16 protein-coding genes are annotated in these 15,594 nt (G+C 39.8%); 14 read left to right on the top strand and 2 right to left on the bottom strand.

Annotated features, from left to right (window positions below):
• Positions 1–126: 126 nt before the first annotated feature.
• Entirely contained in the window at positions 127–1,476 is a 1,350-nt protein-coding gene (locus Q0A12_RS12205) for a CHAP domain-containing protein (protein ID WP_291292925.1), read from the top strand.
• Positions 1,477–1,585: 109 nt separating this feature from the next.
• Complete coding sequence (locus Q0A12_RS12200) at positions 1,586–2,215, top strand: sugar O-acetyltransferase (protein WP_291292924.1); 630 nt, start codon at positions 1,586–1,588, stop codon at positions 2,213–2,215.
• Between the two features lie 121 nt (positions 2,216–2,336).
• Here the strand turns inward: Q0A12_RS12200 and Q0A12_RS12195 are convergent, their stop codons facing one another.
• On the bottom strand, positions 2,337–4,514 hold the full coding sequence (locus Q0A12_RS12195; protein WP_291292923.1) for a UvrD-helicase domain-containing protein: 2,178 nt from the start codon (positions 4,512–4,514) through the stop codon (positions 2,337–2,339).
• Between the two features lie 302 nt (positions 4,515–4,816).
• Here Q0A12_RS12195 and Q0A12_RS12190 point away from each other — a divergent pair, with 302 nt between their 5' ends.
• From Q0A12_RS12190 to Q0A12_RS12145, 10 genes are all read left to right on the top strand, one after another.
• The gene (locus Q0A12_RS12190; RefSeq protein ID WP_291292922.1) at positions 4,817–5,854 is read left to right on the top strand and encodes an NADH:flavin oxidoreductase/NADH oxidase; all 1,038 of its coding nucleotides are present in this window, start codon (positions 4,817–4,819) and stop codon (positions 5,852–5,854) included.
• A gap of 141 nt (positions 5,855–5,995) precedes the next feature.
• Entirely contained in the window at positions 5,996–6,313 is a 318-nt protein-coding gene (locus tag Q0A12_RS12185) for a PadR family transcriptional regulator (RefSeq protein ID WP_291292921.1), read from the top strand.
• A gap of 4 nt (positions 6,314–6,317) precedes the next feature.
• A complete protein-coding gene (locus Q0A12_RS12180) occupies positions 6,318–7,157 on the top strand; it encodes a hypothetical protein (RefSeq protein WP_291292920.1) in 840 nt (279 codons plus the stop codon).
• Positions 7,158–7,283: 126 nt separating this feature from the next.
• On the top strand, positions 7,284–8,231 hold the full coding sequence (locus Q0A12_RS12175; protein WP_291292919.1) for a tocopherol cyclase family protein: 948 nt from the start codon (positions 7,284–7,286) through the stop codon (positions 8,229–8,231).
• 76 nt (positions 8,232–8,307) lie between these two features.
• Entirely contained in the window at positions 8,308–10,287 is a 1,980-nt protein-coding gene (locus Q0A12_RS12170) for a S9 family peptidase (protein WP_291292918.1), read from the top strand.
• A 313-nt stretch (positions 10,288–10,600) separates the two neighbouring features.
• Positions 10,601–10,753, top strand: a complete 153-nt coding sequence (rpmG, locus tag Q0A12_RS12165) for a 50S ribosomal protein L33 (protein ID WP_291292917.1) — start codon at positions 10,601–10,603, stop codon at positions 10,751–10,753.
• Between the two features lie 62 nt (positions 10,754–10,815).
• A complete protein-coding gene (locus tag Q0A12_RS12160) occupies positions 10,816–10,935 on the top strand; it encodes a putative metal homeostasis protein (protein ID WP_291292916.1) in 120 nt (39 codons plus the stop codon).
• A 32-nt stretch (positions 10,936–10,967) separates the two neighbouring features.
• Positions 10,968–11,147 carry a 50S ribosomal protein L32 gene (rpmF, locus tag Q0A12_RS12155; RefSeq protein WP_291292915.1) on the top strand — a complete coding sequence of 60 codons (180 nt, stop codon included), beginning with the start codon at positions 10,968–10,970 and terminating at the stop codon, positions 11,145–11,147.
• 16 nt (positions 11,148–11,163) lie between these two features.
• On the top strand, positions 11,164–11,562 hold the full coding sequence (locus Q0A12_RS12150; RefSeq protein WP_291292914.1) for a hypothetical protein: 399 nt from the start codon (positions 11,164–11,166) through the stop codon (positions 11,560–11,562).
• A 203-nt stretch (positions 11,563–11,765) separates the two neighbouring features.
• Complete coding sequence (locus Q0A12_RS12145; RefSeq protein ID WP_291292913.1) at positions 11,766–11,993, top strand: hypothetical protein; 228 nt, start codon at positions 11,766–11,768, stop codon at positions 11,991–11,993.
• Between the two features lie 542 nt (positions 11,994–12,535).
• Here Q0A12_RS12145 and Q0A12_RS12140 read toward each other — a convergent pair.
• On the bottom strand, positions 12,536–13,396 hold the full coding sequence (locus tag Q0A12_RS12140; RefSeq protein ID WP_291292912.1) for an alpha/beta hydrolase: 861 nt from the start codon (positions 13,394–13,396) through the stop codon (positions 12,536–12,538).
• Positions 13,397–13,559: 163 nt separating this feature from the next.
• Here Q0A12_RS12140 and allC point away from each other — a divergent pair, with 163 nt between their 5' ends.
• Both allC and allE read left to right on the top strand, forming a co-directional pair.
• Positions 13,560–14,789, top strand: a complete 1,230-nt coding sequence (gene allC / locus Q0A12_RS12135; protein WP_291292911.1) for an allantoate deiminase — start codon at positions 13,560–13,562, stop codon at positions 14,787–14,789.
• Positions 14,790–14,805: 16 nt separating this feature from the next.
• On the top strand, positions 14,806–15,591 hold the full coding sequence (gene allE / locus Q0A12_RS12130; protein ID WP_291292910.1) for a (S)-ureidoglycine aminohydrolase: 786 nt from the start codon (positions 14,806–14,808) through the stop codon (positions 15,589–15,591).
• Positions 15,592–15,594: the final 3 nt, after the last annotated feature.

Genomic DNA, 15,594 nt, shown 5'->3' with positions numbered 1-15,594 from the left:
GTATGTCATATGCTTATGTTAGAATTCATTTGTCGTTAAAGAGAACTTTAAATTTTCTTATATTAAGTAAATTTTTTATTAAGACAGATAATATTACACAAAAAGCGCTAGTCGGAGGAAAAACGAGTGAAGAAAAGTTTGTTATCAGCATTAATGGTATGTTCATTAACATTAACCGCAGTTGCAGGGCCAGGATTGGTATCAGCAGATTCCATTGATGATCAAATCGAACAACAAAACCAAAAAATCGATTCCCTAAAAGGACAACAAGCAGATGCTCAATCACAAATCGATTCTCTAGAAGCAGAAATTGATTCAGTGAGTGCAAAAGTTAGTGATTTAGAAGCGAAACAAGTTGCACTAGGTAAAGAAGCAGAGAAATTACAAGATAAAATTGCAACGTTAAAATTGCGTATTGCAAAACGTGAAGAAGCCATCAAGAAACAAGCACGTGACGTGCAAGTAAATGGCCAAAGCACAAACTTTATCGATGCCGTTTTGGAAGCAGACTCTTTGACAGATGTTATTGGTCGCGTGCAAGCCATGACAACGATCGTTAATGCAAACAACGATTTAGTGGAACAGCAAAAACGTGACAAAGAAGATGTGGAACAAAAAGTAAAAGATAACGAAAGCAAAATTCAAGAAGTAGCCGCAACGCAAGCAGAATTACAAAACCAAAAAGATGCTTTAGCTACGAAACAAGCGGACTTGAATGTGTTAAAAGCGAATTTAGCTGCTGAACAAGCAACAGCTGAAAAAGACAAAGATGCATTGAATAAGAAAAAACAAGAAGCGGAAGCTGAAAAAGCACGCGTCTTGAAAGCTCAACAAGAAGCTGCCGCTGCGAAAAAAGCAGAAGAAGAAAAACAAGCAGCAGCCTTGAAAAAAGCTCAAGAACAAGAAGCTGTTCAAGAAGATGTTCAATCAACAAACCAAACTGAAAGTTCTTCAGATAACTCGGTTGTTGAAACAGCAACTGCTGGATCATCAAGCAGCTCAAACTCATCAAATACAAGTTCATCAAATAATAGTTCAAATTCATCAAATAATACGGCATCTGATACAAATAATAGCAATAATTCTACAGTTAACACTGGTGGAAGCGGCAAAGACCACTCAGCATCAGGTAACATGTATGCAGTAGGACAATGTACATGGTATGTTAAAAACCGCGCTCCATGGGTTGGTACTTACTGGGGAAATGGCGCACAATGGGGTGCCTCAGCAGCAGCTGATGGATACACAGTTAATGGCACACCAGCCGCAGGAGCAGTTGTTGTTTTCGCTGCAGGACAATCTGTTGGCGGAGTTTGGACAGCAGATAGTACCTATGGACACGTAGCCTATGTGGAATCTTATGATGCAGCAAGCAATACCATCAAGATCTCTCAAGGCGGAATGGGCTTCCCTTCACCAACAGGACCAAATTATGCAACACTGAATGCTTCTGGATATACTTACATTCATCGTTAATCACAATTATCAACCACTAATGATTCGTCATTAGTGGTTTTTTTGTGGTTGACAGTTTATTATTTAATAAATATACTTAATTAAGTAGTTTTAAAATGGAGGTGATTAGATGAGGATGCGTGAAAGAATTGCGGAAGGAAAGTTATTTTTAGATAACTGTCAAAATTTGCCGAAGGAACGTTTATTGGCAAAATCAAGAATGGTGGAATTCAATCAATCGCCACCAGAAGCTGTTGAGATTCGTAAAGCGTTGATAAAAGAAATTCTTGGTACCGAATCAACGGTTTTGATTGAACCCCCATTTTATTTTTGTTATGGCAGAAATATCACTTTTGGTGCACAAGTATATGTCAATATGTCTTGCCATTTTATTGATGATGGAAAAATCAGCATCGGTGATCAAGCAATGATTGGACCAAATGTTACTCTTGTAACAGTGGGACATCCTGTTGCACCACAGTTGCGGAAATTCATGTATACAGAGCCGATCACGATTGAAGAAAACTGTTGGATTGGGGCGAATGTCACTGTCCTGCCAGGAGTAACCATCGGTGCGAATTCAGTGATTGGAGCAGGGAGTGTCGTTACAAAATCAATTCCGCCGAATGTGATTGCATTGGGTAATCCTTGTGTTTGTGTACGTTCTATTACGGAAGAGGACAATCGCTACTATCGTAAAGGAATGAGAATAACGAAGGAAGAGTTGAAAGAAATTGAAGTGGCAAATCAAAAAGGCTGAGGAGAAAATGAAGTGAAACTTCAAGGATCCTCAGCAAGATGTTCATTCCTGTGTATTTTTGAAAAAATCTTCCAAAGAAAGTTATCGACAATCTGTTTATTCTCAATGCTTGTATCGCGGTTTATTTTTCTATTTTAGTCCTCAATGAATGGTTGGACTTGAAAAAATCGCTAAGTTCATTTTTATAAGTTACAAGAATACTTTCCATGCTGCGAGAGAGCAATGTATACAATATCCGCTTGTCCTGCGCGGTCTGAAATTTTTCTTTTGATATATCATAAAGAATAACGTGATCAAATTCTCTTCCTTTAGCAATATCGATGGAGTAAATAGCCAGTGGCATCTGGCCTGTTTCTCGAAACTGTTTTTCCAAAAAAGCTGCTTCTTTGGCACTTTTGGTCAGTATCGTGTAGGATCTTCCTGTTTGTATAAAGGGCATGATCACGGACAGCCACTTTTCTTCATGATCAAAGCGAAGAAAGCGAGGGATCTCTCCAGCAGGGCGAATCGGGACAATGGACATCGTTGACTTAGTGACGAGCTCTGCAAATAGCCGGGTAATCTCACCGCTGGAACGGTAGCTGGTTCGTAAATCATAACGCTGAAGGGTTCGATTTTGGGATTCAAAGATTTTTTGAATCTCGCTAAAAGCAATCGCTGAATTGAATATTGCTTGATTCTCATCGCCAACCATCGTGAAAGCTGCCCGAGGGAATAATGTTAGTAACAACCTACATTGAGCAGGTGTGTAGTCTTGAATCTCATCGATCAGCAGAAATGCCAGAGAGGGTACCGGAAGTTTCTCGATAAAACGATGTCGGATGAATAAGCGTACTACTGCCTCATCTAAAGTTACTGTAGAGTGTTTGAGATAAGGTTGTTGCGTGAAGGCTGTGTAATAATGTTCTAAAAATTGTTCTTCATCGATCCAACGATTCCCTTTTAGTTGCTCATCAACGACGCGATACTTTATTCGCAGGAGCTGTTCGGTGTATGTTTGAATTCCAGCTGGAGAATCATCTTCGATCAAATGCCCAAAGTATCGCAGCTGTTGTTGTTCAGAAAGGGCTAACACTTGATCCTGTAACTGGCTTTTTTTCGCATTTCTCATTATTTGTGCTTCCCAGGCACTAATCAGCCTTTTTTTGGTCGCCTGTAATCGTTCAATCAACGGCAGGTGAGGGGTAGAGCGATAGATCGATTGAATCGTTTCTTTGGCGATCACGACTTTCCCTTTTCGAAGGATGGAGTGAAAGCGCGGTTCGTTGTGGAGGGTTTGATTGGCTGCTTCTTGCAGAAAATCGATAAACTCATTGCTGCGGATCGTCTTTGTCTGAAAGGAAACCGGAGCTTGCAAGCGGGCAAAATAGGCGGCCTCATTTTCTAAAGGAGCCGTTTTTGTTTCTTGCAGTAAAAGGGAACAAAATTGGCGAATGGTCTGATTTAAAGGATTTTTTTCACCTAATGAAGGCAAGACATCTGAGATATAGTGGATAAATTCCTGATTGGGTGAAAGGATCAAGACATTGTCGGAAGTGATCTGACTGCGGTATTGATACAATAGATAAGCGACTCGCTGCATAATCACCGATGTCTTGCCACTGCCGGCTACGCCATTGACCAACAATGCTTGACTGGACTGATCCCGAATGACTGCATTTTGTTCTCTTTGGATCGATGCTGTGATGTCCCGCATCTTTTTGCCGTCGTTCTTTTCTAATGCAGTCAGCAAGACCTCATCTTGGATCGCCACGGAGGTATCGAAAAAGCGGAGCAACTGATCTTGATCGACAATCAGTTGCCGTCTGTTTTCAATCGACACAGGAATTCGCTGGTCATTCACTTGGTAAGAGGATGCCCCTAGTGTATTGTTATAAAAAAGTTCGGCGATGGGAGAGCGCCAGTCATAGATCAAGTTCTGACTATCTTCATCTGCAAAACCATTGATCCCAATATAAAAGGATTCAGCCGCTTCACCGTCAAGAAAGTCCACTGCTATTTTTCCAAAATAAGGCGATTTAAGCAAACGTTCAATGGTAGCAAGTTCTTTTTCTGCTGATTGCAAACTCAGATTCATTTGATCGATTTCGCGATTTTTACTCTCGATGGCCGCATAGGTTTCTAAGCTATCGGATAAGTTATCAAAATTAAGACGAATGTCTGAACCGATTGCCTGCAGGTCTTGCAAATGGCTAGCGTAGCCTTTGTCCAGAAACAAACGCAATGCTTGTTGACGAGTGACTAGTTTTTGGTAAACGAAGGCTAAATGTTGTTCCTCTACTATGCGTTGCTTTTCCATCTGTTTTCACATCCATTTCCCAGAGTATGTTTCATTATACGAGGTATTAGCGAAATAACTAGTCTGTTTTTTCCTCATTTTTTCCTGTATAATAAAGATAGAAGGAAGAATTGCTGAGGATTTGGCAATTCTTTTTTGATTGTTATAGGCCTCTACCCTTTTTTGGAATGCAGGAAAGATTGAAAAGCGTCCTTTTCATCTTCTGAAAAAGACAAACTCTTTCTACTTGTATTTCTATGTGTAACAACTATACTGATAACAAGCAGAAAATGCAATTTAATGAGTAGCGGAGGAATGTCAGTATGTCATTACTTTTATCGCCAGTCGAGTTGGCTGGTTTATCGTTAGCAAATCGTGTCGTTCTTTCTCCAATGTGTATGTATGAAGTGAAAAAGGAGGATGGTGTTGTCACACCGTTTCATTTTGTTCACTATGGAGCTCGGGCATTAAGCAAAGCTGGCTTGCTGATCATTGAGTCAACTGCTGTGGAAGCAGATGGACGAATCACCAAAAATGATCTTGGCTTATGGAATGAAGCTCAACAAGCAGAATTGTCGAAATTGGTTGCGTTACTACAAGGATTCGGTAGCAAAGTAGGTGTTCAACTGAATCATGCCGGACGTAAAGCAGTCGATGCGGATTATCCGATTGCGCCTAGTGACAGTCCTTTTAATGAAAACTATCCTGTTCCTCATGAAATGACTCTAGCAGAAATCCATCGTGTTCAAGAATCCTTTGTGGCAGCAGCCAAACGGGCACAAGCAGCAGGGGTGGACATGATTGAACTTCATGGTGCCCACGGATATTTGATCGACCAATTTTTGTCCCCTCTCGTGAATCAGCGGACTGATGCCTACGGTGGTTCATTGGCAAACCGTTATCGTTTCGTCAAAGAAGTCGTTCAAGGGGTACGAAAGGTTTTTGACGGCTCCCTCTGGATGCGGTTGTCATTAACCGATTATGCACCAGATGAGCAACAAAATTCAGTAGCAGAATGGCAACAAATCGGCCAATGGCTGGAAGCAGACGGAATTGATTGTTTAGATATTTCCACAGGGGGTCTGTTAGATAGAAAACCATCTATTCCCGTATACGAAGGGTATCAAACACCTTATGCGACGGCCATGAAAGCAGCGGTTGAGATCCCAGTGGCAACGGTGGGATTGCTGGACAATCCTAATTTATGTGAACATCTATTACAAACCAAGCAAGCGGATTTGATTTTACAAGGACGAGCGTTGATCCGAAATATTCACTGGTTGGCAGATGCCGCTACCCAGCTCCACGATCGTTCTTTTACTCCATATAATGATTCCTATGGGCGAGGAATCAAAAGATAACCGGAAACACAGTATGTTTACACGTACTGTGTTTTTATTTTTTTGACTAGTATGCTTTACATACTAGATGCTTTTTGATATACTCAAATCAACTAATAGGTAAAACATACTAGTAGAAGATGATTCGTGGAGGTGAAAGTCGTGAAAGAAACGCAGTTGTTAAAAGGTGTGTTAGATGGTTGCGTCTTGCAAATTATTTCAAAAAAAGAAATTTATGGCTACGAACTTGTACAAGAACTCAGGCGTTTTGGTTTTGATACTATCGTTGGCGGTACCGTCTATCCACTGCTCCAAAAATTGGAAAAGCAGCATCTGATTAAATCAGAACTAAAAAAATCACCAGATGGACCCGATAGGAAGTATTTTTCATTGACCGAAGCTGGAGAAGAGTATCTAGTCAATTTTAAACAGCATTGGGAAAACTTAGTAAACAAAGTAGCTGGAATAATGGAGGAGTGAGAAAATGAATAAGAAAAAACAACTAGCTTATTACCGAGACAAAACAAATGAGATTTCAAAACAACTGTCAGCAAGCAATCAGAAATATTTTGAAGATTTGAGAGAGTATTTACTTTTTTCTAGCCTGTTTCAGGATGAATACGCTGTGGTTGCTCAAGTCTATGAGATAGCCAATGATTTACTTGAAGCCCAAAATCATGGTGAAACAGCAGAAGAATATTTTGGGAAAAATCCTAAAGAAATGGCAGATGAGCTGTTGCGTAACACACCTAAAAGCCGTTTGATCGATCAGTTGAATTTGATTTATATCATGGTCGGCGTCTCATGGCTGGTCAAACTGTTTAATGACTTTTCTTCTGATAGTGTCTTGCAGTTAAATCTTTATTCTTATGTGACAACTGCTGTTTTTTCAGTCGTTTTGGTCATCCTCTTTTTCTTTGGGATGCAAAAAACGATTTATTTAAAGCAAGGTTTTTTTCAGAGTAAGTTAAAGAAATTTCTGGTTTTGTGGGTGATAGCGATGGTCTGGATTGGTGGTTTGGTTTTACTGGATCTATATACCCCTAACCTTTTTGTGGTGACGTTATCTTATCCAATGGATATGGTGCTAATGTTGGTGCTATTAGTCGCTGCCTACGCCTTGATTTTCTTGCGCAAGGAAAAAGACTTTTATCCCGTCGCCTTTATGCTAACGATTTTCGTTATACTTGGAATCCTTCGACGATGGGCCTCCAAAGAGAATTTGACAAATGATAATCGGTTTAAAGGACTATTGATTGCATTGCTTGTGGCAGCTTTTGCTGTTTATATCCTTTGGACCAGACGTTCTGCAAAAGATAAGTAAGCCGTTAGGGATCGAGAATACGAACAGAAAAATCGCAGATTTTACTATCCTGGGTTGGTGAAAACGTCATACCCCATCTTTTATGCCATTCATGCTACACTATTTATAGCTGAACGGAGGGAACGTATGGCGATTACAACAGATCATTTTTTTCATGGCAATACGAAGAAAGCTGCTTTTTTTGAAGGATGGTATTTCAAACATCAAATTGGGGATGAGGTGTATGCATTTATTCCGGGGCTATCGATTGAATTGGATGGAAAAAAACAGCCATTTATTCAAGTGATCAGCCATGAAGGCTCCCATTATTTTCCTTTTAGTGAAGCGGAATTTTCAGCTGCTGAAGATCAGTTATCAATTAAGATCGGGGAGAATCACTTTAGCGAACAGGGAATTTCGTTATCATTAGAGAGTGAGGAATTATCAGTTAAAGGCACATTGACCTACGGTGCCTTTCATCCAATATCTCGGAGTCGCTATGCCCCAAGTATTATGGGGCCATTTTCCTACCTTTCATTTATGGAATGCTACCATGGTATTTTAAGTATGGCTCATAGCCTCTCGGGAACTTTGCTATGGAATGAGCAGTCACTTGATTTCTCTGAAGGAATCGGTTATCTCGAAAAAGACTGGGGAACCTCGTTTCCTGCTGCCTATCTATGGGTACAATGCAATCGATTTGAGGCACCTGATGTTCGATTTTTCTTCTCGGCAGCCGATATTCCTTTCTTGGGTGCTGCTTTTCTAGGTGTCATTTCAGTCTTGCAAGTAGGCACAAAAGAGTATCGATTGGCCACCTATTATGGTGCTCGTTTAGTGTCTGTGACCCGTAAGAAAGGACGATTAATCATCAGTGTCCGCCAAAAAGAGCTGGAACTAACGATTGAGGTCGTAGAAAAAGCAGGTCATTCGTTGAAGGCGCCAACAGAAGGTGTGATGAACCGGATCATTCGGGAAAGTGCCAGTACAGAAATCTTACTGACATTGCTCGAAAACGGGCAAACGATTGTCCGTCAGACTGGCATTTCTGCTGGCTTTGAAGAATCAGGTATCGTTCGTGGCTATATTTATTGATCAGAAATGAATCCGCTGACCTCAAGTCAGCGGATTTTGCTATAATGGAGCTATCACAATTGGTGGAGGCGAGTAAATGAAAATAAAAAAAGAGACGTTGTTTGAGTTGAAAAGTGTAGCACAGCCTGTAGCGGCTGGGAACCGTATCTTTTATCTTGAGAATACGGTTAACGAAGAAAAGAACTGCTATCAATCAGAAATTTTCAGTGTTGATCGAGAGACAAAAGAAAGTCAGGTGTGGGGCAGTCAATCAAAAAATAGTACCGCACTAAAAGTGTCGCCTGATGGCAAGTGGTTAAGCTTTCTTACGACCGAAAAAGAAACGGCAAAAAATCAGTTAATGATCATGCCATTAACAGGTGGGCGTGCTTCGGTCTTAATCGAAGAAAAAGGCATTGGCAGCTATTTTTGGACAGAAGATGCTGCAGCGATTTATTATCAAGTCTCAGCAGATAAATCAAATGAACAGGTAGCTGATGCTGAAAAAAATCAGGAGATGCCTAAAGAAAAAGTTGCTGAAAACGATTTTCCTAAAATCAAAATGACGACCAAATTGGGCTATCAAGCAGATGGTGCGGGCTTTTTATCTGAGAAAATCACGCGCGTAAAGAAAGTCTTATTAACGACGAAAGAATCAGCAACTATTTTTGAAACAGATCTGGAAATCCATCTTGAAGCTATCATGGAAAAAGACCAAGGTCTGCTTTACACTGCAGAAACCAAACCTGAAGACGAATGGCATTATGGAAGCATGATATATGCTTACGACCTGCAAACGAATCAGCATCACTCATTTGCCGCCGATTTGCCTGAAGGAACTTATTCTTTCGCTGCATTATCAGGCAAGCAATTGCTGCTTTTGGGGAATGACCTAACCTATGGCTTTGTTACACAAGAAGAGCTTTATCTCATGGATCTTGAAACAAAGGAAGTAGTCAACCTCTCAAAAGAGCAAGACATTGCCATCGGCAATACGATCATTGGTGATTTTCAACAAAAAAATCGTGGTGTTTCAGTAACCTGGATCACCAAAGAACAGTTTATTGTACCAGTGACTGTCCATGGGAAATTGCAATTGTACCGTGTCGATACGAAGGGACACTGGACACGCCTATTTGACCAATTAATGGATATCACAGATGCAGCAAAAATTGATGAGACCCACTTAGCCATCACTTATTCAACACCGACGATTCCAAGCCGACTAGCAGTGCTTGATTTGACCAGTGGGGAGCTGGCGTTATTAGTTGATCCGAATGAAGCGTTGATGGAAGAACTGACTATCAGTGAGCCGCAACGTTTTTGGTATGAGGGAGCAGATGGCTGGCAAATCCAAGGCTGGTATCTTCCGCCAATCGAAACCAAACAAGCACATCCAGCGATTCTATATATTCATGGTGGACCGCAAGTTTGCTATGGGGAGACGTTCTTTCACGAAATGCAAGTCCATGCAGCTGATGGTTATGGGGTGATCCTGTTGAACCCTCGCGGTGGACAAGGCTATGGCCAGGATTTTGTTCGTTCGATTCTAGGGGATTATGGCAATAAAGACTATCAGGACCTGCTGTTAGGGGTCGATGCAGTGCTCAACCATCATCCGGAGATCGATCCCAAAAAAATTCATGTCGTTGGTGGTAGTTATGGCGGTTTTATGACCAACTGGATCGTGGGGCATACGGATCGTTTCTGCTCTGCCGTCACACAGCGTTCGATCTCCAATTGGATCAGTTTCTATGGAACCAGCGACATTGGACCATTTTTCGTAAAATATCAGTTGCTGCATGACCTAGATGAGTCTAAGAAACTCTGGGAAATGTCGCCATTAGCTTATGCAGACCGTGTGACTACCCCTACATTGGTTTTACATGGTGAAAATGATCTACGCTGTCCACAGGAACAAGGACAACAATTTTATACGGCATTGAAACGGAATGACATCGATACGAAATTGGTTCTCTTTCCACAATCTAGTCATGGCCTTTCTCGTAGCGGATTGCCCAATTTACGTCTTGAACGCTTATCGGCCATCACGGATTGGATGAAGACACACGAATAATAAAAAAACAAGATACCAGTAAACCATGGGAGAATTAGTCGAACTCTTTTTGAAGTTGTTCTAAGATACCAGTTTACGGTATCTTTTTTTTGTTAAATCAAAGGTGATAAGCGAAGAGAGCTTTGTTCATTTCAAAATATTTCTAAAAAAAATCTTTTTTTCAGAAACGAACGACGATTCATATGAAATTCTGCTCATTAATAAAATAACAAAAAAATAAAAAATGCTCTTGCGCCGTTTCTTTTTCTATGATAGAATTTAAAACGTAATTGTTACGATTTGTATGATTGCTATTTTGGAAAGGAGTATCAGGATGCGAAATAATATTATATTAGAATGTGTGGAAACAGGCGAACGACTCTATTTGACTAGCAAAAACCAACGCAATACCCCCAATCGATTGGAACTGAAAAAATACTCACCAAAACTGCGGCGAAAAGCCATTTTTCGCGAAATAAAGAAATAAATGGGTTAAGAATACGGAGAAATCTTAAAGAGATAAGTAAGTTAGCAAAGGAGGAAAGACGCGTGGAAAAAACAGATTTGTCAAGTGCCTACCGCCGCTTGAAGAGTCCAAATATCAAGACGCACAAGCGAGCGCTAAAAATTATCCAAGACTACAAGCGGAATAAGAAAAAAATAAGTTAACGAAACTATTTTTCCGAGAAAGGAATAAACAAATGGCCGTACCTGCTAGAAAAACTTCAAAGGCAAAGAAAAACCGACGTCGGGGAAATCAACAATTGAAGAAGCCAGCGATCCATTTTGACAGCACCAGTGGGACTTATACAAGAAGCCATCATGTGTCATTAAAGGAATATCTTCTGGAAAAACCGATCAATGCGAAAGCAAATGGCTGAAAGGAAGTAGAGAATAATGGTGATCCAATATCCATCATTGGTTGAAGAGGCCTATTGGTATCAAAAGAAGTTTGATCCGACAGTCACTAAAGCGGAAATCTTTCAGCGCTTATATCAAAAAGGATTGATTGGACCAACGGGTGAACCAACCAAAGAAGCCTTAGACTTAGGTTACGTCAAGGATTATACAGAGGCCCTGGATCTGACATACACTGATTTCTTAGCTCTTTATCCAGTGTTTGCCAGATTTTCGGCTGACCATTTCAAAAAGATCGACCATTTCTGGGAAATGGATCGAACACTGCAAGAAGAAATTTTAGGTGAAGTAGAGGCAAATCAGTTTACAGAGGTTGAATTGATTGATTTATCCGCTTATTTTGAAGACCGTAAATTATCAGAACCACCTGTCGAATAGAAAGATCAATCGACTAAAAATATCTTTTTGAATATGGTATGCAAATACTTTAACGAAAAATGCACTGAAAGCTGGCTTCCCCTCCGAAAAAGTTCCTCCCTCTTTTATTTTTCTTCTCAGAAGGTTAAAACTGGGAAAACAAAGCAAATCAATTTGGTTTTTAAATAGAAGTTGCTACAATAAGATTCAGGAGAGGAAGTACAATGAAAAAAATTGAAGATGCAAAAGAAACAGAGGTGCTTGCCAAAGCCTATATCGCTGTAAAAGGGTATCAAGACCAAATCAATGTCTCAGGAGATGAAGTAAGTTTTTCTGGAGAAGTTGACAGTGATAAGCATGATGGTTCAGCAAGTAAATTACCTGATACAGAAGATGAAATCAAACAAGCCATCGATAAAATGATTGAAACCATTAAAAAAGAAACGATTTAAGTAGCCTCCGCTGACAGTCATGCAAAAACAGGAAGCAACGACTGAAATGCTTTGCGAAACAATCATTGATGATTTTAACCGAATACTAAGAGGACATTCGCAAAAATTTGGTGAGTTTTGCGAATGTCTTTTTATTTATTCAATTATCGAAATTAGTAAAGGTCCGAATTAAACGATTGGTTGGTTTACTGGGACTAAAGGATTGATTGGAAAAAATTTTAAAATCCATTTTTATAGCGATAGCTGATCATTTAAATAGAGGTAGTTTCAGCACCAGTGAGTTCTGTAGATTCTTTTATATATTTTTGTAATCTTCCATCCTATGATAGTCGTTGTGTTGACCACAAATTCTTTTCTGGAAATAAAGTGGGATACTAATCGGACTTTCCAATCGATTCGTTAAAAACTGAAACAAAAGCGATGAGCTTCTTTTGACTGATGTCAAATAGAAGCTCATCGCTTTTTTACTTATTTTATACTGAAATGTTTTGTTGGTTATTTCATTTAGTGTGGCGTTGAACGCTGACAATTCCATTTTTCTTTCAACTCGTTGTTAGCCAATCAATGAGTTGATTATAGCAGGTATTCGCCACATGATTTTGAGAGCGGTCAAAATCATGTTGTTGAAGATCTAACCATACAGTTTCTTTCAAAGGAACCAGATTTGCCAGAATTGTGGAACAGGAGAAAGGGACATCGGGATCGTTTTTACAATGTGCTAAAAAACATGGCGGAAACTTTTTATAAGAGGCTCTGTTGATTTCAAGTGCTTTTAACTTTTCGCGGGTGCCCAAATAACTTTGCCAATTCCCGTATTGCCGAGCGGAAAGATACAAAGGAAATCGCTTCTCCAAACTGCCTTGTGACATTGGCTGATTGCCAATCAGTTCTTGTGCATCAAGAGGAGAAACTTTTGGAAACTGATTGTAATAAGCAGAGGGAAAAATAAATTCTTTTTGAAACAATTCTTGATAACCGTAAAAACGTATCAATCCTTTTTGTTCCAAGTGAGGTAGATGGGCAGTTAGTAACGTTGCTAGATATCCTCCTGACGAACGACCAAACAGAAAGTAATCCTTAGATTCAGCGCCGCTTAGTTGCCAGCCCTTAGTCAAAAACCATTGTACAGCCATTTTTGCACAACTATAAATATCAGTTAAATCTACTTCAGGAGCTAATGGGTAATCAAAAAGATAGAGATTAAATCCAGCAGCAAGCAACTGGTCTTGATAAAAACTAGGCAAATCTTGCCGTTGACCATATAGGAAACCACCTCCATGAAAATACAAAATGGAACCACGGTTTTTTTCCCCTCTTAATACTGTAACATTCAAAGATAATTCACCAAATGAACCAAATGTAAATTGAACGGCGTTGAAAATTTTTTGTTTTTTATTTCCCATTGTTAAACTTCCTTTTTTATTATATTAAAAAGAGTATAGAGAAAGAAAACGATTTAATAAATGACAAATTGACTAAAAAAGCAAAGAAGTTTGTTAATACTGAACAATGATGATCGCTGATTATGCGCTTACAATATGTATACAAATCAAAGGAGGTAAAGAAATGGGATTGGAAAAAGAAGTAGTAGAGATGTTGGATATGTTATCTAACATAGGAAATGATCCTACTGGTGGGATGACACGGTTACTTTATTCAGATTCATGGAAGCAAGCTCAGGAATATGTTCAAAAAAAGCTCGAGACTTCGGGAATGGCTACCCGATTTGACTCTGTTGGAAATCTTTTTGGACGTATTGAAGGAAGTAAGTATCCAAATGAGACGATTTTATCCGGTTCACATATTGATACAGTGGTGAACGGTGGTACGCTGGACGGTCAATATGGTGTAGTAGCAGCTGTTTTAGCGATCGATTATTTGAAGAAAACTTACGGGGCGCCTTTGCGATCTTTGGAAGTAATCTCAATGGCAGAAGAAGAGGGTAGTCGTTTCCCAACGGTTTTTTGGGGCAGTAAGAATTTTGTCTGTGAAGCCAAAAGAGAAGACGTTGAAACGATTTCTGACTTTGAAGGTCATTCATTCGTCACTGAAATGCGCAGACAAGGATTTGATTTTCGCGATCCAAATGAATCCATTCGTGAAGACATTAAAGCTTTTGTCGAAATTCATATTGAGCAAGGAAGTGTGCTGGAAAAGGAAAACTTGCAAATTGGCGTAGTTAACAATATTGCTGGCCAAAAACGCTATACATTTGTACTGAAAGGACAAGCCAATCATGCCGGCACAACACCAATGGGGTATCGACAAGATGCTGTGTATGGGTTTGCCAAGATATGTTCGACCGTGATCGATCGTGGTTTAGAACTAGGTGATCCATTAGTTGTTACTTTTGGTAAAGTCGAGCCAAAACCGAATACAGTAAATGTGGTTCCTGGGGAAGTCCTTTTCACCATGGATTGTCGTCATACCGATAGCCATCTTCTAGACTCGTTTACAGCAGAAGCAGAACAGCTCATTCAAGAAATAGCTGCGGAGCACGATCTAACTGTAGAGATGGATCTTTGGATGAATGAGCGGCCGGTTCCAATGGATGAAGAAATTGTAGCGACTGTAGAGCGAGCAGTCAAAAATTCGGGAAAACGATACAAAGTAATGCATAGTGGCGCTGGCCATGATTCACAAATCATTGCGCCTCATTTTCCAACAGCAATGATATTTGTGCCAAGTATTGATGGCATCAGTCACAATCCCGCAGAAGCAACACCAACCGACGATTTGATAGCAGGTGTGGAAGTTTTAGCAGCAGCCCTCTATGAACTCGCATATAAAGAATAGAAAGCAGGCAGAAAAAATGGGATATAAAAATAATAATACTGGATATTTGGAAGGCTTACTGCAATCAAGAGCCGTTATCAAAAAAAATAATTTTGCAATTCTCCCTCATGATGGATTAGTCAATAATGTAGTTCCGGGATTCGATAATTGTGAGTGTTCTATTCTAGGGTCAAAAAAACTTGGGGCCTCTTTTGTAGACTATCTTATCACTTTTAAAAAAAATGGTGAGAATAAATTAGGATTTGGCGGACCGGATATTGAAACATTTTTATATGTAATAGACGGAAAGCTTGAAGTAAGCGATGGTCAGGAAGGACACGTTTTAACTACAGGGGGCTACATTTATTTACCTGCTGGGGAAAAGTTATACATGAAAAATTTACAAGATGAAGCAACTGAGGTCTTTTTATACAAAAAACGGTATCAGCCACTAGAAGGCCATGAAGCTTATAAAGTTGTCGGCAATCTATCAGAATTGACCCCTGTCCATTATGAAGAAATGGATGATGTTTTATTGTGGGATTTTTTGCCTAAAGAGTTAGGCTTTGATATGAACATCCATATTCTATCTTTTGAACCAGGGGCTAGTCATGGGTATATTGAAACCCATTATCAAGAACATGGTGCTTATCTACTTTCAGGAAAAGGGATGTATAACTTGGATAATCAATGGTTTCCAGTTGAAAAAGGTGATTACATTTTCATGAGTGCTTATGTACAACAAGCAGCTTACGGCGTCGGGCGAGACGAGCCGTTATCTTATATCTATTCAAAAGATTGTAATCGAGATCCGGAACTATAAGAA

Origin of the sequence: Enterococcus sp., from assembly GCF_022711995.1 — a bacterium.
Lineage (GTDB): Bacteria > Bacillota > Bacilli > Lactobacillales > Enterococcaceae > Enterococcus_D.
The sequence above is the reverse complement of the archived record's forward strand: the minus strand, read 5'-3'. Positions and strand labels throughout refer to the sequence as shown.

Excerpts from the sequence above, each read along its gene's own strand:
- Q0A12_RS12200 (WP_291292924.1), top strand. The coding sequence starts at position 1,586 with ATGAGGATGCGTGAAAGAATTGCGGAAGGAAAGTTATTTTTAGATAAC.
- Q0A12_RS12195 (WP_291292923.1), bottom strand. The coding sequence starts at position 4,514 with ATGGAAAAGCAACGCATAGTAGAGGAACAACATTTAGCCTTCGTTTAC.
- Q0A12_RS12190 (WP_291292922.1), top strand. The coding sequence starts at position 4,817 with ATGTCATTACTTTTATCGCCAGTCGAGTTGGCTGGTTTATCGTTAGCA.
- Q0A12_RS12180 (WP_291292920.1), top strand. The coding sequence starts at position 6,318 with ATGAATAAGAAAAAACAACTAGCTTATTACCGAGACAAAACAAATGAG.
- Q0A12_RS12175 (WP_291292919.1), top strand. The coding sequence starts at position 7,284 with ATGGCGATTACAACAGATCATTTTTTTCATGGCAATACGAAGAAAGCT.
- Q0A12_RS12170 (WP_291292918.1), top strand. The coding sequence starts at position 8,308 with ATGAAAATAAAAAAAGAGACGTTGTTTGAGTTGAAAAGTGTAGCACAG.
- rpmG (WP_291292917.1), top strand. The coding sequence starts at position 10,601 with ATGCGAAATAATATTATATTAGAATGTGTGGAAACAGGCGAACGACTC.
- rpmF (WP_291292915.1), top strand. The coding sequence starts at position 10,968 with ATGGCCGTACCTGCTAGAAAAACTTCAAAGGCAAAGAAAAACCGACGT.
- Q0A12_RS12150 (WP_291292914.1), top strand. The coding sequence starts at position 11,164 with ATGGTGATCCAATATCCATCATTGGTTGAAGAGGCCTATTGGTATCAA.
- Q0A12_RS12145 (WP_291292913.1), top strand. The coding sequence starts at position 11,766 with ATGAAAAAAATTGAAGATGCAAAAGAAACAGAGGTGCTTGCCAAAGCC.
- Q0A12_RS12140 (WP_291292912.1), bottom strand. The coding sequence starts at position 13,396 with ATGGGAAATAAAAAACAAAAAATTTTCAACGCCGTTCAATTTACATTT.
- allC (WP_291292911.1), top strand. The coding sequence starts at position 13,560 with ATGGGATTGGAAAAAGAAGTAGTAGAGATGTTGGATATGTTATCTAAC.
- allE (WP_291292910.1), top strand. The coding sequence starts at position 14,806 with ATGGGATATAAAAATAATAATACTGGATATTTGGAAGGCTTACTGCAA.